The sequence below is a fragment of the Halohasta litchfieldiae genome (assembly GCF_002788215.1).
Taxonomy (GTDB): Archaea; Halobacteriota; Halobacteria; order Halobacteriales; family Haloferacaceae; genus Halohasta; species Halohasta litchfieldiae.
In genome coordinates, this window is record NZ_CP024845.1 from 2855341 (window position 1) to 2881057 (window position 25717).

At 59.5% G+C, this 25717-nt stretch carries 27 protein-coding genes and 2 tRNA genes; 15 read left to right on the plus strand and 14 right to left on the minus strand.

What is annotated here, in order from left to right; all coding sequences use genetic code 11:
• The first annotated feature begins 10 nt into the window (after positions 1 to 10).
• Together hpt and HALTADL_RS14430 are read left to right on the plus strand one after the other, a co-directional pair.
• A complete protein-coding gene (gene hpt / locus HALTADL_RS14425) occupies positions 11 to 577 on the plus strand; it encodes a hypoxanthine/guanine phosphoribosyltransferase (RefSeq protein WP_089670936.1) in 567 nt (188 codons plus the stop codon).
• Between the two features lie 50 nt (positions 578 to 627).
• A tRNA-Thr gene (locus HALTADL_RS14430) sits at positions 628 to 701 on the plus strand.
• Here HALTADL_RS14430 and HALTADL_RS14435 read toward each other — a convergent pair.
• Entirely contained in the window at positions 670 to 1023 is a 354-nt protein-coding gene (locus HALTADL_RS14435; RefSeq protein ID WP_321166911.1) for a hypothetical protein, read from the minus strand. The two genes, HALTADL_RS14430 and HALTADL_RS14435, sit on opposite strands and share 32 nt — an antisense overlap.
• A 160-nt stretch (positions 1024 to 1183) precedes the next feature.
• On the opposite strand from HALTADL_RS14435, the gene HALTADL_RS14440 reads away from it, so the two are divergent.
• The 3 genes from HALTADL_RS14440 to HALTADL_RS14450 all read left to right on the plus strand — a co-directional run bounded on the left by HALTADL_RS14440 (position 1184) and on the right by HALTADL_RS14450 (position 2998).
• The gene (locus HALTADL_RS14440; RefSeq protein WP_089670935.1) at positions 1184 to 1477 is read left to right on the plus strand and encodes a hypothetical protein; all 294 of its coding nucleotides are present in this window, start codon (positions 1184 to 1186) and stop codon (positions 1475 to 1477) included.
• Between the two features lie 137 nt (positions 1478 to 1614).
• Complete coding sequence (locus tag HALTADL_RS14445) at positions 1615 to 2091, plus strand: DUF309 domain-containing protein (RefSeq protein ID WP_089670934.1); 477 nt, start codon at positions 1615 to 1617, stop codon at positions 2089 to 2091.
• Between the two features lie 103 nt (positions 2092 to 2194).
• Positions 2195 to 2998 carry a M14 family metallopeptidase gene (locus HALTADL_RS14450; protein ID WP_089670933.1) on the plus strand — a complete coding sequence of 268 codons (804 nt, stop codon included), beginning with the start codon at positions 2195 to 2197 and terminating at the stop codon, positions 2996 to 2998.
• An 18-nt stretch (positions 2999 to 3016) separates the two neighbouring features.
• On the opposite strand, the gene HALTADL_RS14455 is transcribed toward HALTADL_RS14450, so the two are convergent.
• Positions 3017 to 3460 carry a UPF0179 family protein gene (locus tag HALTADL_RS14455; protein WP_089670932.1) on the minus strand — a complete coding sequence of 148 codons (444 nt, stop codon included), beginning with the start codon at positions 3458 to 3460 and terminating at the stop codon, positions 3017 to 3019.
• A 51-nt stretch (positions 3461 to 3511) separates the two neighbouring features.
• Positions 3512 to 3898 carry a DUF5820 family protein gene (locus HALTADL_RS14460; protein WP_089670931.1) on the minus strand — a complete coding sequence of 129 codons (387 nt, stop codon included), beginning with the start codon at positions 3896 to 3898 and terminating at the stop codon, positions 3512 to 3514.
• Between the two features lie 403 nt (positions 3899 to 4301).
• Here HALTADL_RS14460 and HALTADL_RS14465 point away from each other — a divergent pair, with 403 nt between their 5' ends.
• Genes HALTADL_RS14465 through HALTADL_RS14480 form a run of 4 tightly spaced genes read left to right on the plus strand, consistent with a single transcriptional unit; the run spans position 4302 to position 11998 of the window.
• On the plus strand, positions 4302 to 6377 hold the full coding sequence (locus tag HALTADL_RS14465) for a PrkA family serine protein kinase (RefSeq protein ID WP_089670999.1): 2076 nt from the start codon (positions 4302 to 4304) through the stop codon (positions 6375 to 6377).
• Positions 6370 to 8637: a PrkA family serine protein kinase gene (locus HALTADL_RS14470; protein WP_089670930.1), complete on the plus strand. Its 2268-nt coding sequence runs from the start codon at positions 6370 to 6372 to the stop codon at positions 8635 to 8637. The genes HALTADL_RS14465 and HALTADL_RS14470 overlap by 8 nt, the downstream gene beginning before the upstream one ends.
• Entirely contained in the window at positions 8628 to 9956 is a 1329-nt protein-coding gene (locus HALTADL_RS14475) for a YeaH/YhbH family protein (protein WP_089670929.1), read from the plus strand. Before HALTADL_RS14470 ends, HALTADL_RS14475 begins: the two co-directional genes overlap by 10 nt.
• Positions 9953 to 11998 carry a SpoVR family protein gene (locus tag HALTADL_RS14480; protein ID WP_089670928.1) on the plus strand — a complete coding sequence of 682 codons (2046 nt, stop codon included), beginning with the start codon at positions 9953 to 9955 and terminating at the stop codon, positions 11996 to 11998. The genes HALTADL_RS14475 and HALTADL_RS14480 overlap by 4 nt, the downstream gene beginning before the upstream one ends.
• Positions 11999 to 12219: 221 nt before the next feature.
• Here the strand turns inward: HALTADL_RS14480 and gcvPB are convergent, their stop codons facing one another.
• From gcvPB to HALTADL_RS14515, 6 genes are all read right to left on the minus strand, one after another.
• Positions 12220 to 13647 carry an aminomethyl-transferring glycine dehydrogenase subunit GcvPB gene (gcvPB, locus tag HALTADL_RS14490; protein ID WP_089670927.1) on the minus strand — a complete coding sequence of 476 codons (1428 nt, stop codon included), beginning with the start codon at positions 13645 to 13647 and terminating at the stop codon, positions 12220 to 12222.
• Entirely contained in the window at positions 13647 to 14975 is a 1329-nt protein-coding gene (gene gcvPA, locus HALTADL_RS14495) for an aminomethyl-transferring glycine dehydrogenase subunit GcvPA (RefSeq protein WP_089670926.1), read from the minus strand. Before gcvPA ends, gcvPB begins: the two co-directional genes overlap by 1 nt.
• 21 nt (positions 14976 to 14996) lie before the next feature.
• The gene (gcvH, locus tag HALTADL_RS14500; protein WP_089670925.1) at positions 14997 to 15380 is read right to left on the minus strand and encodes a glycine cleavage system protein GcvH; all 384 of its coding nucleotides are present in this window, start codon (positions 15378 to 15380) and stop codon (positions 14997 to 14999) included.
• 40 nt (positions 15381 to 15420) lie between these two features.
• The gene (gene gcvT, locus HALTADL_RS14505; RefSeq protein ID WP_089670924.1) at positions 15421 to 16515 is read right to left on the minus strand and encodes a glycine cleavage system aminomethyltransferase GcvT; all 1095 of its coding nucleotides are present in this window, start codon (positions 16513 to 16515) and stop codon (positions 15421 to 15423) included.
• Positions 16516 to 16693: 178 nt separating this feature from the next.
• Positions 16694 to 16948: a hypothetical protein gene (locus tag HALTADL_RS14510; protein ID WP_245708346.1), complete on the minus strand. Its 255-nt coding sequence runs from the start codon at positions 16946 to 16948 to the stop codon at positions 16694 to 16696.
• A gap of 74 nt (positions 16949 to 17022) precedes the next feature.
• On the minus strand, positions 17023 to 17313 hold the full coding sequence (locus HALTADL_RS14515; RefSeq protein ID WP_177171892.1) for a hypothetical protein: 291 nt from the start codon (positions 17311 to 17313) through the stop codon (positions 17023 to 17025).
• A gap of 241 nt (positions 17314 to 17554) precedes the next feature.
• Here HALTADL_RS14515 and HALTADL_RS14520 point away from each other — a divergent pair, with 241 nt between their 5' ends.
• On the plus strand, positions 17555 to 17998 hold the full coding sequence (locus tag HALTADL_RS14520; protein WP_089670922.1) for an NYN domain-containing protein: 444 nt from the start codon (positions 17555 to 17557) through the stop codon (positions 17996 to 17998).
• A gap of 121 nt (positions 17999 to 18119) precedes the next feature.
• Positions 18120 to 18644 (plus strand): hypothetical protein, encoded by a 525-nt coding sequence (locus tag HALTADL_RS14525; protein ID WP_143054108.1) that lies wholly within the window; start codon positions 18120 to 18122, stop codon positions 18642 to 18644.
• A gap of 23 nt (positions 18645 to 18667) precedes the next feature.
• Here HALTADL_RS14525 and HALTADL_RS14530 read toward each other — a convergent pair whose 3' ends face one another.
• Positions 18668 to 19921: a tRNA (N(6)-L-threonylcarbamoyladenosine(37)-C(2))-methylthiotransferase gene (locus HALTADL_RS14530; protein WP_089670920.1), complete on the minus strand. Its 1254-nt coding sequence runs from the start codon at positions 19919 to 19921 to the stop codon at positions 18668 to 18670.
• Positions 19922 to 20016: 95 nt separating this feature from the next.
• Here HALTADL_RS14530 and HALTADL_RS14535 point away from each other — a divergent pair, with 95 nt between their 5' ends.
• Positions 20017 to 20298, plus strand: coding sequence for a hypothetical protein (locus tag HALTADL_RS14535; protein WP_089670919.1), 282 nt, complete (start codon positions 20017 to 20019; stop codon positions 20296 to 20298).
• Between the two features lie 65 nt (positions 20299 to 20363).
• Here the strand turns inward: HALTADL_RS14535 and HALTADL_RS14540 are convergent, their stop codons facing one another.
• Entirely contained in the window at positions 20364 to 22133 is a 1770-nt protein-coding gene (locus HALTADL_RS14540; RefSeq protein WP_089670918.1) for a glycoside hydrolase family 13 protein, read from the minus strand.
• A gap of 139 nt (positions 22134 to 22272) precedes the next feature.
• Between HALTADL_RS14540 and HALTADL_RS17880 the strand changes: the two genes are divergently transcribed.
• A complete protein-coding gene (locus tag HALTADL_RS17880) occupies positions 22273 to 22419 on the plus strand; it encodes a DUF7550 family protein (RefSeq protein ID WP_177171891.1) in 147 nt (48 codons plus the stop codon).
• Positions 22420 to 22426: 7 nt separating this feature from the next.
• On the opposite strand, the gene HALTADL_RS14545 is transcribed toward HALTADL_RS17880, so the two are convergent.
• Positions 22427 to 23638: an ABC transporter ATP-binding protein gene (locus HALTADL_RS14545; protein ID WP_089670917.1), complete on the minus strand. Its 1212-nt coding sequence runs from the start codon at positions 23636 to 23638 to the stop codon at positions 22427 to 22429.
• A 201-nt stretch (positions 23639 to 23839) separates the two neighbouring features.
• Here HALTADL_RS14545 and HALTADL_RS14550 point away from each other — a divergent pair, with 201 nt between their 5' ends.
• Positions 23840 to 24088 carry a DUF4242 domain-containing protein gene (locus HALTADL_RS14550; RefSeq protein WP_143054107.1) on the plus strand — a complete coding sequence of 83 codons (249 nt, stop codon included), beginning with the start codon at positions 23840 to 23842 and terminating at the stop codon, positions 24086 to 24088.
• A gap of 279 nt (positions 24089 to 24367) precedes the next feature.
• Here the strand turns inward: HALTADL_RS14550 and HALTADL_RS14555 are convergent.
• Positions 24368 to 24452 (minus strand) — tRNA-Leu (locus HALTADL_RS14555).
• Between the two features lie 218 nt (positions 24453 to 24670).
• Here HALTADL_RS14555 and HALTADL_RS14560 point away from each other — a divergent pair.
• Positions 24671 to 25228 (plus strand): DUF420 domain-containing protein, encoded by a 558-nt coding sequence (locus tag HALTADL_RS14560; protein WP_089670915.1) that lies wholly within the window; start codon positions 24671 to 24673, stop codon positions 25226 to 25228.
• A gap of 22 nt (positions 25229 to 25250) precedes the next feature.
• Here HALTADL_RS14560 and HALTADL_RS14565 read toward each other — a convergent pair whose 3' ends face one another.
• Positions 25251 to 25673, minus strand: coding sequence for a hypothetical protein (locus HALTADL_RS14565; protein WP_089670914.1), 423 nt, complete (start codon positions 25671 to 25673; stop codon positions 25251 to 25253).
• Positions 25674 to 25717: the final 44 nt, after the last annotated feature.

The window sequence follows — 25717 nt, forward strand, 5'->3', positions numbered from 1 at the left end:
AAGTGAGCGTATGGATCGTCTTCGGCAGTCGCTTCTCGACACCCCAATCACCGAAAAGGACGGCTACCAGTATTTCGTCCACCCGATTAGTGACGGCGTCCCGATGTTGGAGCCGGAACTGCTCCGAGAAATCACCGTCCGCATCGTCCAGAAAGTCGATCTGGAGGATGTCGACAAGATCGTCACCCCGGCGGCGATGGGGATTCACATCTCGACGGCAGTCTCGTTGTCGACCGATATTCCGGTCGCGATCATCCGGAAACGCTCCTACGGACTCGACGGCGAGGTCTCGCTGTCGCAGGTCACGGGGTATTCGGAATCAGAGATGTATATCAACGACGTGGAGGCCGGCGACCGTGTGCTCGTCCTCGACGACGTGTTGTCGACTGGTGGGACGATGCGGGCGATCTTGGACGCCCTGACTGAGATGGATGCCGAGATCGCCGATGTGCTCGCCGTTATTAAGAAAGCGGGTGATAACAAACTCGACGACACCGTATACGACGTGAAGACGCTGATCAACGTGGATGTCGTCGACGGCGAAGTGGTTATTGTCGACGAAAACGGCGACGGCTGAGCCGGGTTTCGCAACCCTTATTTGCTGTATGGCGGTACACTGTAATACGCGCCGGAGTAGCTCAGCCTGGCAGAGCGAATCCTTCGTAAGGATTAGGTCGAGGGTTCAGATCCCTCCTCCGGCTCTTTTGCGACGAACAACTGTGAGGAGCGAAGCAACCGATTTCCTAACGGATCTGAGTCCTCAGTCGACTTCGTACCGATACGAAGATTCTCGCGGTACTGGCCCCACGCCTCATAGATCTCGGTGAGGTCTGCCTGACTCATCGTCTCGTGTGTCCACATCGAAGAAGAGGAGTTCCTCCTTGCTCGGGACAGACATGACGACCCGAGCGGGTGGATCTGCGTGTAGTAGTTCTCACGCACCCACTCCTCGCCGTGTTCCTCAACAGCGTCCCAAATGTAGTCGGCGGCCGCAGGATACGCAGCGACCAGATCGTCATCCATAGCCACCCAGACGTCGACCGAGTCTAGATTCCGTGAGGTGGGACGCGTTGACACTCCCACTACTTAGTCACCGAGAGGAAACGTTTCATGACTGCTGTGTCCGAATTAATACCAAGCACCTATATTCGTGTGGCATGTTACCACATATAGATTGTTGTCAATGGTATTTCGAAACACCTCCCAGAACGCTACCCGCTCGGAGGCCGACGAGGAGTCGACCACCTCCATTCAACGGGTTCGACAGCTCAGGTGTGTCGGGACCGCAACCGTCGAGGCGGTCGCCTTCTGGGCTGCGGTTGCCCTCCCACTCCCGACGCTGTTGGTGATGAGCCGCGGTGTCGGCACCCGGACCGAACTGCTCGTGGTCTCCGGCCTCCTCATCTCGAACCTGCTGGCGTTCTACGTCGGTCACGACTACTCCCGACCCGAACCTGCTCAGTCGACGGACGATTAATTAGACACGGAGTCGACCAACCCAGCGTCAGTCAACGGTGTGTTACCTTCTGGGTGGTATTGGGGGACCGCCGAAAGACCGCGAGCGGGGCCGCACCGATGGAGTTAGACGGCTGGCTGAACTTGACTCCCCATTGGATGGACGACCATACACACGATCCGACGGTCGCACCACCCCTCTCGGGCGAGCCGACGGGCTGGAACCCCGAAACTGGCCACTGGGAGCACGGCACCCTCCGGTTGGCAGTACTGTACGGCGTCCGCTTTTTCAATGCCGGCGACTTTCATGCCTCTCACGACTGTTTCGAGGACGAATGGTACAACTACGGCAGTGGAACCACCGAAAGCGCGTTTCTCCACGGAATGGTGCAGGTCGCCGCCGGAGCCTACAAACATTTCGACTTTGAAAACGACGACGGGATGCGGAGCCTGTTCGAAACTGCCCTCCAGTACCTCCACGGCGTCCCCGACGATTTCTACGGTGTCGACGTGAGCGATATTCGGTCGACGCTCCGGGCGGCAGACGATGACCCGACCGTGCTTGAGGGCTGGCAGCTACAGGTCGACGGCGAGACACCGACTGCACAGGAGTCCGACAGGCAGTTTCTCGACTGACTGGCAGCCGTCAACGGGAGCTATCGCACTGGTAGGCACACGCTACCACGCGTGTCGGAGCATACCGGGGGGCTCAAATGTCGTGGCTGTCTGTATCTTTCCAATGAGGATTTACGAACTCGGCGAGGGGACGCCCGAGGTCGCCGTTATCGGTGGGATTCACGGTGACGAACCGTGTGGCCCACTGGCTATCGAGCGACTCCTAGCCGAGGATCCAGCCGTCGAACGCCCGGTAAAACTTATCATCGCCAACGAGACGGCACTGGAGGCGGGCCAGCGGTATCTCGACGCGGACCTCAACCGCGTGTTTCCCGGTGACGCCGATGCCGAGGCCCACGAGCGTCGACTGGCCCACGATATCGCACGGGAGATTCAGGGCTGTACCACCCTCGCGCTCCATTCGACCCAGTCGACGCCGAAACCGATGGGCGTCATCAGATCCGTCGACGAGGTCGCACGAGCGATCTACCCCCGGCTCCCGGTCGACGTACTGATTGAGACCGACTCCCATACAGATGGTCGACTGGTCGAGTATCCACACACGATTGAGGTCGAATGCGGGCTCCAGGGGACCGATGAGGCCGCCGAAAACGGCTATGATCTGGTTCGGGCGTTTTTGGCTGCCACGGGAGCCTTACCCGCAACCGATGCCAAAGATCGATTTGATATTCCGGATCCGGAGACAGTCCATGTCTTCCGACTTCAGCGACCGATTCCGAAACCCGATGGTGAGAACTACGAGGTGTTCGTCGACAACTTCGAGTTAGTCAGCGAAGGAACGGCGTTTGCCGCCGTCGACGGCGACTCGCTGTATGCGGAGTCGGATTTTTATCCCGTACTGCTGTCAGCAAACGGCTACGAGGACATCTTCGGCTACGTTGCGGAGAAAACCGGCCACGTCGCCTAATCGGGTCTGGTAGATGAGTTAGTCGTCGGCTAACTCGACAAGCGTGAGATCCCGATCCAGCAGACAGTGGTCGTGCGGTGGCTCACCTTCGACCGAGACGATCCGGTACTCGGTGTCGAACTCAGCGCCCTCGGGCATGCAGTACTCGTGACTCGGACATTCGGTGTGAGGACACGGTCCTTCGAGACTGGCTTTACTCCCTGCGTAGGCTCCGCGTGAGGAGATGTTTGCGGGGACGGTCGTCGGTTCGACTTCGACCGCACGGACGCCGGTATCGTGGATGGCACAGTCGAGCAGTTGGGCGTTCTCCCGGATTCCGGTAATCTGGTAGCGTCGACCTACTTCGAGGTTGAGACACTGACTACGGTAGGGACAGCCCTCACAGCCGGTGGCCTCCCCGCGATAGACGAACTCCCGACCGACCTCCGCGAGTCGGTCACCGATGAGCGTGACAGTTGACATACGCGATGGTAGGGTCCGAGGCCTGTTAACGTTCGCCTCACAGTTGAAGCGTTAGTTGGTTCTGCCAACCAGTTCGTCGAGTTTCTCGAAGTAGGTCTCGCGTGGCACCTGATAACAGTCACGGTAGTCGACCTCGCCGGCGGCGAACCGCCGGGCGGTGTCGACCGCGCCATCGATGGCCGCCGCACGGTCGTCGTACTGCGTGGTACTCACGTCGACCTCGGGTTCGAGAAACAGTTTGACCTGCCAGTAGTTGGTGGTAACTGATCCAGCGCCGGGTCGACGCTGGGGCGAGCCGTTGGTGACGTAGATCGTCGGCAAACAGGCCGCAGGAAAGGTATCGGAATCGAACACGTCCGGGCGGTAGGCGAGGATGATCCGCCCTTCGGGTTCTTCGTTCCAGACGCGCCAACCCGACGGCAGTTCCGGGAGACTCATGGTACCGTTTCGATGTCGACCCACTAAGACCCCGCGTTCGTGAGCCACCCCCGCCGTAGGGGTCGACTTCTGAAGTATTGGCATGGCTACTTACGGGTATGCGGACAAAACGCTACACTGACAGATCTCCGCCGAACATCCGACCTGTGGCTCCTACCGGAGAAAGCCTTATATGTGTCAAAAAACATAATGCAAATAGTCTCGGTCTCCCGACCGGGCAAACAAACGCCTCTCCACGCGCGCCGTTCGTTGGTTCTTGATGTTCGCTTGTTGTTAGTCGCCGACCGGGTGTTCGGTACAGTGGAGTGGTATGAATACACATGCCACACACGATGTCGTGACATGTCCGGCCAACAATCGGTCGACACGGGTCACCCGTGTTGGTCATGCGGCCAGTGATACAATGAGCAACGACAGACAAACCCTCGAAAGCCTCAGTCAGCACTACCAAGCATCGGTTCCAGAAGATCTGCGCGAAGCCAAAACCTTCGACTGGTATCTCGACGAGGTGACCGACGATCCGCGGATCGCCCGCAACGCCCACCAGCGCGTTGCCGATATGTTCGACCACTACGGCACCACCTACGACGAGGATGCCGGCGTCGTCGAGTACACGATGGCTTCCGAAGACCCGTTACACGACGGTGAGAACGTGTTCTACGGGCGGGAGGTCCACGAGTCGATTCACGAGTTCGTCAACAAGGTCAAATCCGGCGCACGGGGACTCGGCCCCGAGAAACGAATCAAACTCCTGTTGGGCCCTGTGGGCTCGGGCAAATCGCATTTCGACTGGCTCGTCCGGCGCTACTTCGAGAACTACACTCTCCAAGAAGAGGGCCGAATGTACACCTTCAGGTGGGTCAACCTCTGTGACGTCATCCGGGATCAGGACCCCGCCGACGATGTCGTCGAGTCGCCAATGCATCAGGACCCACTCGTCTTGCTGCCACAGGAGCAGCGGGATATGATCATTGAGGGGCTCAACGAACGGCTTGAGGCTCCGTATACCATCCGAAACGAACAGCATCTCGACCCCGCCAGCGAGTTCTACATGGATACCCTGCTCGCTGAGTACGACGACGACCTCGAGGCGGTGTTCAACAACCACATCGAGGTTATCCGACTCGTCGCCAGCGAGAACAAGCGACAGTCTATCGAGACCTTCGAGCCGAAAGACAAGAAAAATCAGGATGAAACCGAACTCACCGGCGACGTCAACTACTCCAAACTCGCGATCTACGGCGAATCGGACCCACGAGCGTTCGACTACGCCGGGGCGTTCTGTAACGCCAATCGTGGTATCTTCTCCGGCGAGGAGCTACTGAAGCTTCAGCGAGAGTTCCTCTATGACTTCCTGCACGCGAGCCAAGAGCAGACGATCAAACCCAAAAACAACCCTCGGATCGATATCGATCAGGTGATCGTCGGCCGGACGAATATGCCCGAATACCGCGAAAAGAAGGGCGACGAGAAGATGGAGGCGTTCAACGACCGGACCAAACGCATCGACTACCCCTACGTGCTCGAATACGAGCAGGAAGCCGAAATCTACGGGAAGATGCTCCGGAACGCCGACGTGCCCAACATGAACATCGAGCCACACACCCTCCAGATGGCGGGTCTGTTCGGCGTCCTGACACGAATCGTCGAGCCGAACGACGAATCGGTGTCGCTGGTTCAGAAGGCCAAAGCCTACAACGGCGAGCTGAACGACGACGATACCGATGTGAAAAAGCTCCGTGAGGATGGCGAGGCACAGGCCGATATCGCCGAGGGGATGGACGGCGTCTCGGCCCGGTTCATCGGCGACGAAATCGCCGAGGCGATCATGGATTCGACCCACCGCGACCGGAACTACCTGAGTCCGCTGACGACGTTCCGCCACTTCGAGGAGAACCTCGAAAACCACGGCTCCATCCCGGAAGAGAACTTCGAGCGCTACCAGCGCTACTTGGAGATGGTCCGCGAAGAGTACAAAAACCGGGCCATCGAGGACGTGCGGCACGCTCTGGCCTACGATCTCGATGAGATCCAGCGGCAGGGCGAGAAGTACATGGATCACGTGATGGCTTACATCGACGACGCCACCGTCGCCGACGAGCTGACCGGCCGCGAACAGGAGCCCGACGAGACGTTCCTCCGGTCGGTCGAGGAGAAACTCGACATTCCGGCCGACCGCAAGGACGATTTCCGTCAGGAAGTGTCGAACTGGGTTTCGCGTCGCGCACGTGAGGGGATCAGCTTCAACCCACAGGACAACGACCGGCTTCGCCGCGCCCTCGAACGCAAGCTCTGGGAGGACAAGAAACACAACATCAACTTCTCGGCGCTGGTCTCGGCGAACGAACTCGACGACGACGAGCGGAGCGCGTGGGTCGACGCCCTCCGCGAGCAGGGATACTCCGAGGAAGGCGCTCGTGAGGTCCTTGAGTTCGCTGGGGCGGAAGTCGCCAAAAGCGAGCTCGAAGAAGATGTCTGACGACTACATCACCAAGGCAGACCGCCAGCTTCAGCGGGCCTACGAGGGACCGATGAGCCTCAACGAATACGTCGACGCAGCCTTCGAGTCGCCCTCAATCGCGGCCCACGCGAGCCGATATCTGCTGGCGGCTATCGAATCGATGGACACCCGAACGGTGATCGAAGAGGGCGAAGAGCGCGAGCGCTACCGCTTTTTCGACGATCCGCACAACGACGGGGAACACGCGGTCCTCGGCAACACCGCGGTTCTCAACGCATTCGTCGACGATCTCCGAACAATTGCGGCAAACCGCGGCAAGGGCGAGAAGATCATCTGGTTCGATGGACCGACTGCGACCGGGAAATCCGAACTCAAGCGGTGTCTCGTCAACGGGCTCCGGGAGTATTCGAAAACCCCGGAGGGTCGACGCTATACCCTCGAATGGAATATCACGGGCGCTGACAACAGCGGTACTGGGTTGAGCTACGGCGAGAACGTCTCCGACGACGACCAGTGGTACGAGAGCCCGGTGCAGGTCCATCCGTTGACGATCTTCCCAAAGAGTGTCCGCGAAGACCTGCTCGAACAGCTCAACGAACTCGATGTCGACGGCCCGCCCATCATCATCGAGGGCGAAATGGACCCCTTCAGCCGGGAAGCCTACGACTACCTCGAATCCCAGTACCGGCAGGCAGGCAACCGGAAGCTGTTTTCCTCGATCACCGACAAGGCTCATCTTCGGGTAAAAAACTACGTCGTCGACGTGGGGCGGGGGATCGGTATTCTCCACTCCGAGGACGACGGCACGCCGAAAGAACGGCTCGTCGGCTCGTGGATGCCGGGGATGTTGCGAGAACTCGATTCCCGTGGCCGAAAAAACCCCCAAGCGTTCAGCTACGACGGCGTGCTCTCGCAGGGTAACGGCCTCCTAACTATAGTCGAGGACGCCAGCCAGCACGCCGATCTGCTGCGAAAACTGCTGAACGTCCCCGATGAGGGACGCGTGAAACTGGACAAGGGGATCGGGATGGATATTGATACCCAACTGATTATGATCTCGAATCCGGACCTCGATGCCGAACTCGACCAGTACGCAGACCGGAATGGGCGGGACCCACTGAAGGCGCTCAAACGTCGACTCGACCGCCACGAGTTCCGATATCTGACCAACCGCCGACTGGAGGCTGAACTCATTAGGCGGGAACTAACGGCCGAAAAGAGCGTGTGGGCGGATCTCGACGACGAGGAGATCGAAAGTCGGGTTCAGGCACCGCTATCGGTGGCGATCCGTGACGGTCGCGGCGAGACACGCGACCGCGAACTGGCACCGTTTGCAGTCGGGGCGGCGGCGATGTACAGCGTCATCAGTCGACTCGATGGCGAGGAGCTTCCGGCCGACCTCTCGCTTATCGAGAAGGCCCGACTGTTCGAGCAGGGATATCTGCAGGATGGCGACGACCGACGGGATATCGACGAGTTCGATATCACGGTCGACTCCGACGGCATTCACGGCATTCCAGTCACCTATACGCGGGATATCATCGCGGATCTGCTCCACGAAGAAACCGGTCGCGGTCATCCCGACCATCCCGTCGAGGACGTGGTGATGCCCGAAGACGTGCTGAACGCGATGGCCGAGGATCTCTCGTCGGCTCCGGTGTTCTCGCGGGCCGAGGCCGCGGAGTACGAAAACAGACTCCCAATGGTGAAAGACTTCATTCTCGAACGGCAGGAAGACACGGTGTTGAAGGCACTGTTGTCGGGCAAAAGCGTCTCGAAGGAGACGGTCGCCGAGTACGTCGAACACGTCTACGCGTGGGAGGCCGACAACCAGATCGACACCGAACGCGGCCGCGTCGACCCCGATCCGCTTTTGATGAAGGTCTTCGAGACCGAACATCTCGGGCGGTTCGATGACAGCGATTACACCGGCAACACGCCCTCCGAGGCGGTCACCGCGTTCCGCCGTGAGAAGGTCATCACCGCGCTGAATCGGTACGCGTGGGAACACCGCGACGAGGGGTTTTCGATTGACAACGTCGACTTGACCTCGATTCCGGTGATTCGAGCCGTCCTCGAGACCTACGACTGGGGCGATGTCAAGCGGATCTATCCGGAGTTCGACCCCAGACAGTGGGAGGATCCACCGGCAGGGACCGTGACCGAACGACTGAAAGACGAAACAGTCGACACGCTGTGTGAGGGCCAGTACTCCCCGGCGTCGGCCGAACTGACAACCCGTGCGGTAATGGCTGAGGTGAGACACAAATGGGACTGAGAGATGACTTAGATCGGTTTCGTGAGGTCGGTGACCAGCGGAGACAGGATCTCGAAGAGTTCATTAGCTACGGTGATCTCGGTGGGTCGCGGCCTGATCAAGTAAAGATCCCGGTCAAGATCGTCGACCTCCCGGAGTTTAGCTACGATAAACGCTCGATGGGTGGCGTCGGCCAAGGTCAGGGTGGCACACCCCAACCGGGACAGCCAGTCGGCCCACCCGAGCCCGGCGACGGCGACGAGGAGGGCGAACCCGGCGAAGAAGGTGGCGAACACGAGTACTACGAGATGGACCCCGAGGAGTTCGCCCAAGAGCTTGATGAGGAGCTGGGGCTCGATCTCGAACCGAAAGGAAAGCGCGTCGTCGAAGAAATCGAGGGCGACTTTACTGATGTGACGAAGGTCGGACCCAAAGGGACCCTCGACTTCGAGGAGCTGTTTAAAAGAGGGCTAAAACGAAAGCTCGCGATGGATTTCGACGACGAGTACATCCGCGAGGCACTGAAAATCGAAGGGAAAGGCCCCGAATCGATCTTCGAGTGGGCTCGCAGCGAGGAGCGAATTCCCGTCTCGTTTGCCTGGATCGAAGAGGCCTACAACGAGATCCCGGCCGACGAGCGCACCAAGTGGTCGAGCTTCGAGGAGTTCGAAGCAAACGTCGACCAGACCACTGTCGGCCAGCGAATCCGGCGAGATGGCATAAAGGAAATCCCGTTCCGCCGGGAGGACGAGCGCTACCGCCACCCAGAGATCATCGAAAAGAAGGAACGGAACGTCGTCGTAATCAATATACGGGACGTCTCCGGCTCGATGCGGGAACAGAAGCGAGAACTCGTCGAGCGGACGTTGACCCCACTCGATTGGTATCTCACTGGCAAGTACGACAACGCCGAGTTCCACTACATCGCCCACGACGCCGACGCCTGGGAAGTCGAACGCGAGAAGTTCTTCGGCATCCGCTCGGGCGGCGGGACCCGTATTTCATCGGCCTACGAACTGGCCGCCGAAATCTTGGAGGAATACCCCTTCAGCGAGTGGAACCGATACGTGTTCGCCGCCGGGGACTCCGAAAACTCCTCGAACGACACGAAAGATCGCGTCATCCCACTCATGCAGGAAATTCCGGCGAACCTCCACGCCTACGTGGAGACCCAGCCCGGTGGGACCGCGATTAATGCAACCCACGCCGAAGAGGTCGAACGCGCCCTCGGGACGACTGGCAACGTCGCCGTGACACGAGTGACCCAGCCCGACGACGTGGTCGACGCGATCTACGAGATCCTCAGCACCGAAGACGGTGCGGAGAGTGATTCACAATGAAAGACGAACGATTAGACGCCAGGCGGATCGCCGCCGGGCTCGACGAGTCGGTGTCCGAAGCAGCCAATCTGGCACGCAAACTTGGACTCGATCCCTACCCGGTGAACTACTGGATCGTCGACCACGACGAAATGAACGAACTCATCGCCTACAGCGGGTTCCAAGATCGCTACCCACACTGGCGATGGGGAATGGCCTACGACCGCCAACAGAAGAAAGACCAGTTCGGGATGGGCAAGGCCTTCGAGATTGTCAACAACGACAATCCCTCGCATGCCTTCCTGCAGGAGTCCAACACGATGGCCGACCAGAAGGCGGTCATCACCCACGTTGAAGCCCACGCCGACTTCTTCGCCAACAACAGTTGGTTCGGCCTCTACAGCGACCGCGGGGTCGACGGCAGCGATCCGGACGCCGCGGCCATGCTCGAACGCCACGGTGAGGCCATCGCCCAGTATATGGACGATCCCGATATCGAGCGCACGGAGGTCGAGCGGTTGATCGATGCGGTACTCTGTATCGAGGACACCATCGATCAACATCGGACACTTGCGGCCGCAGACAGCGACGACGCCGATCACGATCTCGAAGACATCCACGATAGGCTCGATCAGCTCGGCCTGTCGGAGGACGTCCGCCAGCAGGTCTTCGACGAGGAGTGGCTCGAAGCGCGAGCCGCAGCCGACGAGGCCGCCGGGATCGACGACCCACGGCTCGACGTAATCGCGTTCCTCAGAGACCACGGCAAGCGCTTCGATGCGGAGGCCGGGAAGGCCGTCGACCGCGAGGAATGGGAGACCGACGTCATCGAACGGCTGCGCGAGGAGTCGTACTACTTCGCGGCCCAAAAAATGACCAAGGTGATGAACGAGGGGTGGGCCGCCTACTGGGAGTCGCTGATGATGGGCGACGAACGGTTCGCTGGCACTGATGAGTTCATCACCTACGCCGACCACCAGGCCCGCGTCCTTGGGTCGCCAGGGCTCAACCCCTACAAACTGGGCAAGGAGCTGTGGGATCATCTCGAAAACACGACCAACCGGCAAGAGGTTGCCGACAAACTGCTCCGCGTCGAAGGGATCACGTGGCGCAACTTCAAAGAGACAGTCGACTTCGATGAGATCGCTGCACTGCTGGCTCCCGATCCAGTGATCGCTGGCGTCGACACCGAGCGACTCGACGAACTGGCCGAGATGGCCGACGAAGGCGACCCGCGAATCGACGCTGAGGCAGTCGACCGTGCGATTGCAACCCGAGATGGTGAACTCGACAGCGACGATCCCGAGGCCATCGACGTCGACCGCTATCCGTGGAAAGTCCTCACCTACGAGGGGTTGGCCGAACGCCACTTCTCGCTGGCCAAACGGCAGAACCGGGGGTTCATCAAGCGGGTCGACCGCTCGGAACTCGAACAGCTAGCACGCTATATGTTCGACGACGAGAAGTACGTGACTGTCGAAGAAGCGATTGCGGACGTCGACTACAGCGCTGGCTGGGACCGGATGCGCGAAGTTCGCGAAAGTCACAACGACGTGACGTTCATCGACGAGTTCCTCACCGGCGAGTTCGTCCTCCACAACAACTACTTCACCTACGAGTACTCCCACGCCGGCGGCGAGTATCGCGTGGCAAGTACGGCCGCCGAGGACGTCAAAACAAAGCTCCTGTTGCAGTTCACCAACTTCGGTAAACCCTCGATTGCGGTGTACGACGGCAACTTCGACAACAAGGGCGAACTCCTCCTTGGCCACCGGTACAACGGGGTCGCCCTCGACATCGGCGAGGCCAAAGACGTGCTCGAACGCGTGTTCGATCTTTGGGGTCGACCGGTGAACCTGATGACCATCCGTACCGAGTACGACGACCACGAACTGGAGGTCGCTCGCAGGCGGGGCCGGGAACCCGAAGGCACCGAGGTCGGAATCCGAATCCGGTTCGACGGAACCGGGTTTGAGGAACACAACCTAGAGCCGGAACTCGCGGATGCAATCGAGGCCAGCGAGGTCGACTACGACACCAAGCCCGACGAATGGCTGGCGTAGGCGGTCCCTACCGTTTTGCAAGCGATGGTTCGCGCGACAAGAGACTCGTCGCAGCCGTTGATCGCAACGTCGACGCCCTCACCGACGGGCGCAGTTGCGGCGGCCTTGCCGAGCCCATGGCTTGAGGCAGTTACGAGCGCAACGTTGCCGGAGAGTTCGAGATCTATGCCGGAGCAGTTGCGAAGAATCCGAAGAAGCGTTAGTCGTCGAGGTGGTGAAGATTACTCGTCGAGTGCCTGCCAGGAGAGCCGCGGGTTTCGGGCGGCGTCGACCTGATCGATCCGACCCGCAGTGGTCCGTGACGGTGCGGTTTCGATTGCCTCGTCAGTGTCACTGTAGGCGTTGTTGAACGCCTCGGCGAGCGTGTCGAGAGTCCGTCGACTCTCGATCTCGGTCGGCTCGGTCAACATTGCCTCCGGAACCATCTCGGGCCATTTGGTCGTCGGCGGATGGACACCAAAGTCCAACATTCGCTTGGCGATATCGGCGGCATCACGGTCGCCCGCGGTTGCGGCGAACTCGTGGTGGAACGGACCGTATGGCACGTCCATCTCCAACTGCTCGGCGAGGTAGTTGGCATTTAACACGGCCTTGGCGCTCGCGTCTGACAGTCCCGCGTCGCCCAGCCGGGCGATGTAGGCGTAGGCTTTGACTACCACGAGCCAGTTGCCCGCGAAACCGTGGACCTTGCCGATTGATTGGGCCGGCTCGAAGCGCTCGTAGTCGCCGTCATCGGTTTCTCGAACGCGGGGCGTCGGGAGGAACGCGGCGAGATCGTCGACCACGCCCACTGGTCCGGCTCCCGGCCCGCCGCCGCCGTGGGGCGTTGCAAACGTCTTGTGGACGTTGTAGTGCATAATATCGAACCCCATATCGCCGGGGCGTCCCCTGCCGAGGAGGGCGTTGAGGTTCGCACCGTCGTAGTAGAGTAGGCCACCCACGTCGTGAACCGTCTCGGCGATTTCGACGATATCGCGCTCGAAGAGGCCGACCGTGTTGGGATTGGTCAACATCAGCGCGGCAGTCTCATCGGAGACGGCAGCTTTCAGCGCTTCGAGGTCGACACGCCCGCCCTCGTCGGAGGGGAGTTCAACCACGTCGTAGCCCGCCATCGCCGCGGTGGCGAAGTTAGTACCGTGGGCCGACGCCGGGATGATGACCTCGCTGCGGTCGTTGCCGTGGTGTTCGTGGTAGGCTTTCGCGATGAGGATTCCCGTGAACTCGCCTGCGGCTCCGGCGGGTGGCTGGAGCGTGACTGCGTCCATCCCACCGATGGTTGCGAGGTACTCCTGCAGACCGTGAAGCAGGCCGAGGTTCCCCTGTGCGCTCCGCGCCGAACGGTCGGGGTGGATCGCCGCGTTCGGGTCGGCGGCGACGTCCTCGGTGAACTTGGGGTTATATTTCATCGTACAGGAGCCGAGCGGATAGGGGCCGCTGTCGATGCTCCAGTTCATCTGGGAAAGGCGGGTGTAGTGACGGGCTAACTCCGGCTCCGAGAGCGATGGCAGGGTGAGATAGTCACGAGTGAGGTCGTCCGGAAGCGGCGACTCGTCTTTGCCGCTGATCTCGACAGTCGACGTGTCCTTTTCCGACAACAGTGGTTCGTGTTTTGCGTCGTCTTCGGTGTATTGGGCTTGGTCGTAGATCATCAGGCGGCCTCCTGTAAGGCGTCGACTAACCCATCGGTCGCGTGGGAAGTGGTCTCGGTGAGACAGATCTGGAGCAGGTGGTCCTCGATAGCGTGGATCGCGTACCCTTCGGCCTCGACGTCTGCAGTGATCGCCGCTGCTGGCTGATCGGTGTGTACCACGAACTCACGGAAGTGGTGTCGGTCGTGGATTGGGGCTTGATACCCCTCTATGTCGTCGACGCGCTCTGCCAGCGCCGCGGCATCTCGAACGCAGTCCTCGGCGAGGTCGACCAGTCCATCGGGACCGAGCGAGGCGATATGTATCGCCGCACGGAGCGCGACCCACGCCTGATTCGTACAGATGTTGGAGGTCGCCCGCTCCTTGCGGATGTGCTGTTCGCGGGTCTGGAGCGTGAGCGTGTAGGCTCGGCGCTTGTCGACATCACTGCCGACACCGACGAGTCGACCCGGAACCTGCCGGAGGAACCGATCACTGGTCGCAAAGATTCCGAGCCCCATTCCGTAGCTGGTCGGGAGACCGAGCACATCGGCCTCGCCAACGACCACGTCAGCACCGACGCTGGCAGGCTCTTCAAGCAACGAGAGCGCAACGAGATCCGAGCCGAGACAGAACACCGCCTCAGTGTCGGTGGCGAGCTCGCCGATCTCGCTGAGCCCTTCCTCGATGGTGCCGCGAACGGTCGGGTTCTCGGCGTAGATCATGACCGTCTCCTCGCCAGCGAGGTCGACGAGGGCTTCGCGGTCGACGTTGCCATCATCCATCGGATAGGATTCGACACTGAGTCCCGCACCGTCGACGTAGTTTTCGAGCACCGACCGCTTGCCCTCGCGGAGCAGTTCAGGTACGAGAATCGTTTGGCCGCTGGTCTCTCGAACACGGTCGGCCAGCAGGGCGGCCTCCGCGAGTGCAGTTGCGCCGTCGTACATCGAACAGTTGGCAACCGGCAGGCCAGTGAGTTCGACCAGCATTGATTGGTACTCGAAGAGGGCTTGGAGGAAGCCCTGTGTGATCTCGGGTTGGTACTGGGTGTAGCTGGTGAGGAACTCCGCGCGATCCGAGAGGTGGTCGACAAGCGAGGGGACGTAGTGGCTGTAGTGGCCCCGTCCCATGAACTCGGTGAGGTCGTCGTTGCGGGCGAACAGTCGCTGCATCTCACCGCGAATCGCCTGCTCGCTCCGGGGTTCGATACCGAAGTTGCCGTCGAAGGCCACCTCGTCGGGAATATCGAAGAGGTCGGCTTCGGTGTCGACGCCGACCGAATCGAGCATGGCGGCGGTTTCCTCGGCCGTGTGCGGTGCAAACGGGCTGCCGTCTGTATCTGTCATTTATAAAAGCTCAGTTCGTGGTTATGCAATCTGGTCACGATACTCGTCGGCCGAAAGCAGGTCGTCGAACTCGCTGTCGTCGCTGGGGTCGACTTCAAGCATCCAGCCATCGCCGAACGGGTCGTCGTTGACGAGTTCGGGTTGGTCGAAGAGATCTTCGTTGACCGCGGTCACTGCGCCCGAAATCGGGGCATAGAGGTCCGAAACGGCTTTAATGGATTCGACGACACCGAAGGCCGACCCGGCGTCGATCTCGTCGCCGACGGCGGGCAGTTCGACGAAGACGACATCGCCCAGTTCGTCTTGGGCGAAATCGGAAACCCCGATCCGGACCGTCTCGTCATCCGTTGTCGTCCACTCGTGCGATTCGAGATAGCTCAGGTCGTCGGGTACATCAAAACTCATCTGTGGTGGGTTGGTGTGTGTTGGTCGGTGGCGGGTATGACTACTTCGAAACGAACGGCAGGGCGGTGAGTTCGGCCCGTTTTTCGGTGCCGCGGACGACGATACTGACTGACTCGTCGGGCGTGGCGTGTTCGATGTCGACATAGCCGAGGCCGATCCCCTCGGAGAGTGTCGGACTCATCGTGCCGGAGGTCAGCGTGCCGATCTCTTCGCCTGCCTCGTCGACCAGTTGGTAACCGTTTCGGGGAACGCCCCGTTCAAGCATGGTGACGCCGACGAACGTCTGGTCGACGCCCTGTTCTTGCAGGTCCGCGAGCGCATCGCGGCCGACAAAGTCGGTATCGAGGTCGACCGTAAAGGCAATATCGGCCTCGTAGGGGGTCCGTGGCTCCTCGGTGGGATCGAAATCCTGCCCTGAGAGGAGAAAACCCATCTCGATGCGGAGGGTGTCGCGGGCACCCAGTCCACAAGGCTGGCAGTCGAAGGCGGTCCAGACGGCCTCGGCGTCGGCGGTCGGACAGAGGATTTCAAACCCGTCCTCGCCGGTGTAGCCGGTTCGGGCGATCCGGCAGTCGACGCCGGCAATCTCGCCTCTGGTGTGTTCGAACCGCGAGAGGTCGAGAATCGAGTCGTCTGCGGCCGCCGCGACGTGGGCGGGAGCCTCGGGCCCCTGAACAGCGAACATCGCCCACTGCTCGGTGACATTGTCGACGCTGGCTGTAAGCCCCCACTCGTCGCGGTGGTCGATCCACCACTCTGTGAACTGGCTGTCGTGGCCCGCGTTCGGGATGAACAGGTAGGCCGCCTCGCCCTCGCGGTCGGGGAGTCGGTAGACCACAGTATCGTCGAGGATGACGCCGTCTTCGCGGGTGATACAGGCGTACTGGGCCCTCCCCGGCGAGAGCGACGCCACGTCGTTGGTCGTCAGTCGGTCCATCAGTTGGGTTGCATCCCGACCGGTGACTTCGATCTCACTCATGTGTGAGACATCGAAAATACCGACATGGTCGCGGACGGCCGCATGTTCGGTTTTGATCGAGTCGAACTCGACGGGCATCTCCCAGCCACCGAACTCGGTGACCGACGCGCCGTGGGCCGTATGTCGCTCCGCGAGCGGCGGGTGTCGTCGGGCCATACAGTTACCTCCACCCGGCGAAAGTAAGGTGTTGCCATCGGCACCCGAAACACTGGCTACGCAGTCGCTACAGACATGAGATGCTGATCGAAAGCGACTACTGAGCAATGAGATCAACAACCACAAAGGGAGAAGCACGGGGACCAGCCGTGTGGGAGAACAACGCCGTCGACAGACCTCAGGCCGCGAGGATCGTGGGCTCGGCGCGGCTTGCTCGCCAGACGTTTGCTCGGACGCCCGCGCGAGCGAGATCGAGCGTTACCGAATCGCCGACATCCCGCGAGGCGAGTTCACGCCGTAGACTGCTGTTGTCGTACTCGACGACCTGATAGGTACTGTTCGTTGCGTCGACAACTGTCATCCCACCGTGTTCGTTCATATCAGAGACAACCGTATACGAATGACCGCCATCCTCTGGAGGGGTTTGCTCCATGCGTTGTATACCGCTCAATACCCAAATAAAACTCCTGATGTTCTACGTATGTATTATTTTCCGTGATATATATCTCAAAGTTTGGCTGATTGTTTTAGTAGTCCAGAAATCTGTTGTTTCGTGTCAACACCTCCCTCAACGGCAACTGCCCGCCACGCATCACCCCGCGAACTGAGCGGTTCAAGCCAGACCCGTACGGTCGAGCCGTTAGCTGCCATCGCCAATGTCTCGTGGACCTCCGTTGTGGCGTATTCGAGGACCTGATATGTCCGACTGCCGGTCACCTCCGAGAGCGTGAGCGCGCCGTGGTCGTTCATCGGCCGGTCGATGGCACACGGTGTGTGAGGGGCAGTAGTCGGGACCATATTTGATAATAATTAATGCTGAGTGATAAACGTGTGGCCATCTTACATACACAATCATTATGTATTTTATTTCAGATTATCTCGTACACCAGATCATCACAGTGGATGGAAGTCATGAGTGGGTTCGGTGAGAAGACAGTCGGTGACACCAACCGCCTATAAGCTGTCGACTCCGTCGCCACGTGGACGATAGCATGAGCAAACGGCACGTCTATACCGGCTGCGGGTCGACTGCACGATAATGTCGTCTGCACGTGAGGAGAGTTTCGATGGAGTTGGGCTGTTCGTCGACGGGCCGAACATGCTTCGAGACGAGTTCGACGTCGACCTCGATGATATCCGGGAGGCCGCCGCCGAGACGGGGCGGCTCGCGACTACTCGGCTCTATGTCGACGAACACGCCACCCCCGGACTGATTCAGGCCGCCGAAGCCCGCGGGTTTGAGGTTATCGTCACCAGCGGCGATGTCGACGTCAAGCTCGCGGTCGACGCCGCTCGCTTCGCGGTCGAACACCGCGGCGATACGCTCGCTATCGCCTCTCGAGACACCGATTTCAAACCCGTCCTCGAAGTCGCAAACAACAGTGGGCTCCGGACGCTGGCGATTGCCCCCGGCAAACACGGCCGATCCGACGCGCTCCGCAACGCCGCTACTGAGAGTATAACGCTGGAAGATGAAGAGTAGCAACTGTAACTGTGTCGTGATGAAACAGTAGTGCGCCGTGGTAACGACTGCTTGGAGAGAGGGGTCGACACAGAAATTCGTTGGAGACAGATTATTCAATAGCGGTACATAACAATTTGATATGGAGCGCAGAGGAGTTCTGGTGACGATGGGGTCTGGGCTCTGTGCATCCGTTTCCGGATGTATCGGACCAGTTCAATCTGTACTCGAAAGCGATCCCTCGATCACATATCGAGATGAAACCACTGTTACTCAGTTTGACGATTGGCTGTATTCGAGCGAGCTTCCAGAAGACGCTACAGCGACAACGCTCGTTCAGTTTGGGGGATCCTCAGATTCTCACTGGGTAGTTGTCATATCGGAATCTGACACGACGGTTGAAACGACAGTAACTGTTCAACGAAATACCGAAACTCGATTCTACGAAGAGACAATCGCCCTCTCATCCACAGAGTACGCTGCGTTCAGATTCATGCAGCCAAGCGATTACGAACTGACTATTTCCTCGGAGAGACACTCCGAGACAGTTGAGATTACAAAAGGGTTCATCGACTGTAACAGTTCTCATCATATACTGGAGTTAAAAAACAGTGGTGAGATCGAGGTGCAGAGTTTGACAGAGGAGGTCAAATGTGGCCGATTTTAGTCGGTGAAGGTTCGAATGGTATGTTAGACAGGTATGCCGAAGGCGTACACCGTCTGGTGGCTCGTGACCTCAACGGTCGCAAACTGACCCGGTTCAAGACCGTGATCACTGGCGTTCTGGACGATGATCTGACGATAGGCACCGTCCCGACATTTGACCGAGTCGCCAGTCCCTTCCTGAACGACGAGCACCTCTTGGGTGGTACCGATCATTTCCTCGTAGGCCTCGGCGACGATCTCCATTTTCGCGGATGACATCTCCTTCGAACGTTCCTTTTTGAGCGTCCCGCCGAGGCCCTTCATTTCGGCCGCATCGGTCCCCGGTCGCTTCGAGAACCGGGTGACGTTGATCTTCTCTGGGCGGACCTCTCGGAGGAGTTCCATCGACTGCTGATGGTCGGCGTCAGTCTCGGTCGGGTAGCCGACGATGAAATCAGTCGACAGCGTCCAGTAGTCGAGTGTGTCGTCGAAGGCCGCGACGACCTCGCGGAACTTGTCGACTCTGTGCTGGCGGCGCATCGATTCAAGCACTTCGTCGCTGCCCGATTGGACAGGGGCATGAATGAAGTTGTACAGTTTGTCGTGGCGGGCGAACACGTCGGCGAGTTCGTCGTGAATGCCGTGGATGCCGCCGGGGTTGGCCATCCCCACTCGGACTCTGAACTCGCCGTCGATCTCGGTGCAGATCCGGTCCAGCAGTTCGGGCAGTTTGCGGTCGCCGTTGTCCCAGCCGTAAACACCGGTGTCTTGGCCAGTGATGCGGATCTCTTTGGCTCCGGCGTGAACCAGTGCGCGAGCTTTTTCGACGTTCTCCTCAACTGGGGGCGAGTCGACCCGGCCGGTAGCGAACTTGGTGATACAGTACGAGCAGTTGCTCATACAGCCACGAGCGATGGGCAAAATGCCGATTTTGTCGTCAAGGACCGGCTCGGTGTCGGGTGTGACGGTCGGACACTCGCCGTTGAGTACGGCGTCGGGGACCTCGTCCCAGTGCAGGATTTGGGCGTCGATTCCGGCCTCGGCGAACTCCTCGCCCTGAGCGAGAGCCATACAGCCGGTGACAATGAGATCGGCCGTTTCCTCTTGGAGCTCTTGGGCTCGCCGTACCATGTTGCGCTCGGTTTTTTCGACTACCGTACAGCTGTTGAGAATGGCGACGTCGGCGTCGTCGAGACTGTCGACGGGGTAGTGACCGCCCTCGCGGAGCGCCTGCTCGATCTGGCGGCTCTCACCCTGATTCGACGTACAGCCGTAGGTCTCGATATGATACGTGGCCATTCAGCTACCGGCCTTTGTCGTCGGGTGAGCAAAAGGCCGACGGTCCGCGGCGGGCGGCCACAACGGTAAGGGATGTCGACCCAGTCGGTTTGCCCATGAGTCAAGATCACAGCCACCGGTCGGACACCGCCCCTGGGACCAAGCGAGACTCCGAAACTGAGACCGTCCGAGACGAGATTCAGTGGCTCTCGGAGGTCGAATCGAATGATGAGGGGCCGTCGCTCGTCGACCCGCTTTCATATGCGCCGCTCATGCTCGTCGGGACTGTTCTCATCTTTTTCCCCGAGCCAGCGACGACGGCTATTGGGTTTCTCTGTCTGTTTGCCGGGCTCCTGCTAGCGGCTGTCGACGCTCGTTCGTCGGATGACTCGCCCTGAGGTCGACTCGATCCAGAAACGGGTCGCGGACGGGAACAAAATGAACAGCCGATCGACGACTATAGTTAGTCGCTCTCTGTGAGTCGGTAGATACGGGCTTCCCACGGTCGCAGATCGAACGCCCACGCGTCGACATCGGTCGCCCGCTCGTCGGCTCCATAGTTACAGAGCAGGAGTTCGGCCTCCATCTCGTGGGGATCGAAGTCGACTTGCTCCTCGGGAATCCAGGTGTGGCCCTCCCACTCGGCAAAGTTGAGCGTGACAAGCAGTCGCTCGTCGCCCAGCGTTCGGATGTAGGACCAGATCTCCTCGTGGTCGTTGATCAGCACGTCGTAATGGCCATACACCAGTACGTCGTGTTCTTTGCGGAGTTCGATCAACTCTCGGTAGTAGTTCCAGATCGAGTCGGGGTCGTCGCGGGCCTCGGCGACGTTGATCTCGGTATAGTTGGGGTTGACACCGATCCATGGCTCGCCGTCAGTGAAGCCGGCGTTGTCCTCGGTCGACCACTGCATCGGGGTTCGGGCGTTGTCCCGGCTGTTCTGCCGGAGGGCGTGTTTGACATCGTCGAAGTTCTCGATCTCGCCGCTGTCGAGGGCGTTCCGAACGGGGTTGATCGTCTCGACATCTCGGAACTCATCGAGCGAGTCGAAGGGGTAGTTCGTCATCCCGATTTCGGCACCTTGGAAGATGTAGGGCGTTCCGCGGAGCGTGAAGATGAGCGTCGCCAGCAGTTTGGCCGACTCCTTTCGGTACTCGCCGTCGTTGCCGAACCGCGAAACGAGTCGCGGCTGGTCGTGGTTGCTGAGATAGATGCTGTTCCACCCCTGCTGGTCGAGGCCGTACTGCCAGCGGTTGAGTACGTCCCGGAGATCATTGAGATCCCAGTCGTTTCGCTCCCAGATTGCCCCGCCATGATCCAAGAGAACGTGATCGAAGTGGAACAGCGTCGACAGTGGCCCCTCGGCCTCGACGTAGTCTTTGGCGATCTCCATATCCATCCGCCCCATCATCTCGCCGAGGGCGAACACATCGCGGCCTTTGAGCACGCGGTCGTACATCTCATCGAGGAACTCCTGCATTCGAGGGCCGTCGAACGTTTCCCACATGTTGGTCGTATTCAGCGGCGGGTCGTGTTGGGTGACCGAATCGGGTTTTGACAGGAGGTTGATAACGTCCATCCGGAAGCCATCGATTCCTTTGTCGAGCCACCACTCCATCATCTCGAAGATCTCGTCCCGAACATCCGGATTCTCCCAGTTCAGATCCGGCTGTTTCTCATCGAAGAGGTGGAGATACCATTTGCCTACTTCGTCGTCGTAGGCCCACGCAGGCCCGCCGAAAAACGATTCCCACTCGTTCGGTGGGGCTTCGTCAGGCGGCCCGGCGTGGCCAGTAAAGCCCTCGATGTCGGTGCGGCCGTGTTTCCAGATGTAGTAGTCGTGGTACTCGCTTTCGGTGTCCCGAGAGTTGACGAACCACTCGTGTTCGTCGGAGGTGTGGTTGACCACGAGATCCATGATGAGTTTGATGTCGCGGTCATGCAAGCCCTCAAGGAGATTCTCCCAGTCTTCCATCGTCCCGAACTCGTCCATGATCGACTGGTAGTCGGCGATGTCGTAGCCGTTGTCCGCGTTGGGCGATTCGTACACTGGGTTGAGCCAGATGATGTCGACGCCCAGATCGTCGAGATAATCCAACTTCTCGATGATTCCGGGGATGTCACCGACACCGTCGCCGTTGGTGTCGTTGAAACTACGGGGGTAGATCTGGTAGATAACTGATTCCTTCCACCACTCCCGTTGGATGAACTCGTCACGCGGCGTGTCTGTCATACTATCTCCTGTTTTGGGGAGTGGCTTAATATGTCTGACTTGGTCCTGAAGACAGTACTGGACTCGATAGGTGCCTTTTAGTAGTCGACGCCTAATCCTTCATTTATGGATTTAGTAGTCGACGCCTAATCCTTCATTTATGGACGATCACGCACACGAGGCAGACCCTGACGCACGGATCACCTCACCGATGCAGGAGTTCACGACCGAACAGGCGATGACCGGCGGTGCGGTGCTGCTGGTCGGTCTCCTAATTGCATTCGGGCTGCCACTACTCTTGCTCTAAACTGGTTTTATAACGAGTCGGTGAACGAGCAGAAATCACCGTCACCGCCGACCGAACAGACCGTTCCGTTATCTTCACGCGGATACCACGCCAGCGGGTGATCCGCAACGAGGTCGACCGTCACGCGCTCGCCGAGTTCGAAGTCCTCGACGTGGTTGTGTTGGCAGTGGACTGTATCGCCGCTATCGAGGTCGACGCGATAAATAAACGAGGGACCGACGTACTGCCGTGAGGTCACTTCACCGTCGGTCTGGTCGGGATGGGCGCGGGCAGCCCGGAGGTCGTCGGGCCGAACGAGGACGTCGACGGCGATTCCCTCGTACTCCTCGGTGTAGCCATCGAGCGTCGCAGCATCGAACGATCCAAGGCCGGTTTTCAACGTGCCGTCGTGGACGTAGGAGGTCAGGAAGCTCGCCCGGCCAAGGAAGGAGGCGACAAAGCGGGATTTCGGCTGTTCGAAGATACGCTCTGGTCTATCGAGCTGTTCGATCTGGCCGTCGTTCATCACCGCAACGCGGTCCGAAATCGAGAGTGCTTCCTCTTGATCGTGAGTGACAGAAATGGCGGTGACGCCCGCCTCTTTGAGGATCGACCGCACTTCCTCGCGCATCTCGACGCGGAGTCGGACATCCAGATTCGAAAACGGTTCGTCCAACAAGAGAACGTCGGGTTCGGGGGCCAACGAGCGTGCGAGGGCAACGCGCTGTTTTTGTCCACCCGACAGTTGGCCGGGCGATTTCTCGTCATGGCTGGGCATATCCACGAGATCAAGTAGTTCGTCGACGCGAGCCTCGGTCTCGGCGTCGTCCATCTCGGTGAGCCCGAAGGCGATGTTTTCTCTAACCGAGAGATGCGGGAACAGCGCGAAGTCCTGAAACACGATGCCGACATCGCGGGCTTCGGGCGCGGTGACGCTGTCGACGGTCGCTACCATCTCCTCGTCGAGTTCGATGCTTCCATCGGTGGGGGTTTCGAGCCCGGCGATCATGCGGAGCGTCGTCGTCTTCCCACAGCCCGATGGCCCGAGCAGCGTCAGCAGTTCGCCGCGTTCGACCGACAGCGAGATCTCTTGGACGGCGGTTTCACTACCGAAAGCCTTGGTGACGCCGTCGAGCTTCAAAATGGGATCGTCGACGGTCTCGTCGGTGTCGACTGGCCGTTCTGGTGTTGGTGTCGACTGCTGTTCGGTCGCGTCGATGAGTGTGTTAGTGTTCGACATGGATCGCCTCAGAACCGTCTGTGCCGTCGGTCGTGACAGAATCGTCCGGTAAACGCCGACTGTCTCCGACCATTCGTTGCCTGTTCAGTTGTTTAGGACACCCTAAAAGCCTACCGCTTGGCTGATAGCACATATGAACCGGTACCACGGCAGCATGGCAAAACAACGCTTATCGGCCTGCTGAGTGTGCTACTAGTTAGTATGCCCTTATATATGGACATCCACAGAAACGTCGACGCGAGTGTCGAAGAGGTCGTCGAGGCCCACGAGGCGGACGTTGCCGTCCAACAAGAACATGGGGTCGACTACAAGCGATACTGGGTCGACGAAGACGAGGGAACGGTGTTTTGTCTCTTCGAGGGGCCGAACAAGGAAGCAGGCGAACGAGTCCACGAGGAGTCACACGGACTCACTGCCGACGAGATCCACGAGGTCAGGGAGGGCACATAGTCACAGATTCGTGAGGAGCCGACCAACAACCCTTTTATTACTGATCCCCTCGGTCCGAGTGAAGCAACGGCGAGTCGACGTAGGATACCGGCACGCCCGCGCTTCACGATACTACATTCTGAGACGTTTCTCTGTCACCCGTCGTCGACACTATCCAGTCGGTGCCTAATCGGCAGCCAGCGCGGTTGCTGTTTGGTGTAGCTTCGGTAGAATTGTGCGTGGGTGCTGTCGTAGAGACAACACCGAGCATCGCTTTGGTGGTTGAATCCACCCGTACGATGCGTGGGACCGGATTTGAACCGGCGGACCTCTACAGGACAGCGCCCTCAACGCTGCGCCGTTGGCCTGGCTTGGCTACCCACGCTCGTTGTGTGGTTTGTACGCTTTCGCGTATCTCTTCATTTACTGGGGTAAGTTAAAAGCCCTTCTTTTTGCGGCTCCTGTGGCTGGTACTCTCACGGTCGACGCGCTGCCGCCTGTCGATTTTTGCGGCCGCCACTGACAACCCTCGACTGCCTCCTCGACACCGTCGACCCGTCGGACAAACGAACGATTTTGTCCAGTGGGTGCCAACGGTAATGTATGCAACTGGAGACGCGGGACCATGTCCCACTGCTCACAGCGATGCTCAGCATTGCCGCCCTCGGCCTCATCTTTAGTGCAGTCCTCGGTGTCATCCCGACCCGACTCCTGCCACGAAGCGAGTGGTTCATCGGACTCATTCCACATCTCAACGTGGTCATTAGTGTCATCGCTATCGGCACGATCATCGGCGGCTGGCGAGCAATCCGCCGGGGCGAGGTTGAGTCCCATCGTCGACGAATGCTCGCTGCGTTCGTCCTCTTCGGGGCGTTTCTTGCCTTCTATCTCTACCGCGTGACACTCGAAGGACCGACCGATTTCGGTGGTCCCGACACTGTCTATCAGTTCCTCTATCTCCCGATGTTGGCGATCCACATTCTGCTGGCCATCATCTGTGTGCCACTGCTGTTGTACGTGCTTTTGTTGGCAGTGAGCCGGCCGGTCGAGGAGATCTACCGGAGTCGACACCGAAGCGTCGGCCAGATCGCGGCCGTGTTGTGGCTGATCTCGTTTAGCCTCGGCATCGCGGTGTATGCGATGCTGTACGTTGTCTACTAATCAAAAAGACAGCAGCGAGCGGTTAGGGCCGGTGTTGTTCGGTCTGTGTTGCAGGATTGTCGTCCGTGTAGACGAACCTCATCACGAGAGCGAAGATCAGCGGCGAGATGAGGCCAAGCGCGAGGACACCGGCGAACGTCGCTAGAACGCTCTCGGTACCGACTCCGCTGGCAGTGCCAGCACCAGCCGATTCCGAGCCTCCTTCTCCGGAGCCGTCACCCTCCGCGGAGCCACCGTCTTGGGCAGTAGCGTTCTCAGCGGGCGCGGACTCCGACTCAGCATCGTCAGCGGTTGCGTTTTCGTCGGTTGCATTCCCGTCTGTCTCGTTCTCGGAGGTGTTTTCCTGGGCGTAGGCTGGCTGTGCAACAGCGGCGGCGGCCGCGGCGGTGCCGACGCTCGCGCGAAGTAGTTCCCGTCGACCCAGCGACCGTGATGAATTACTCATACCCAATGCTATGAGTCACGGAAAATAAGTGCCACTGAAACAGG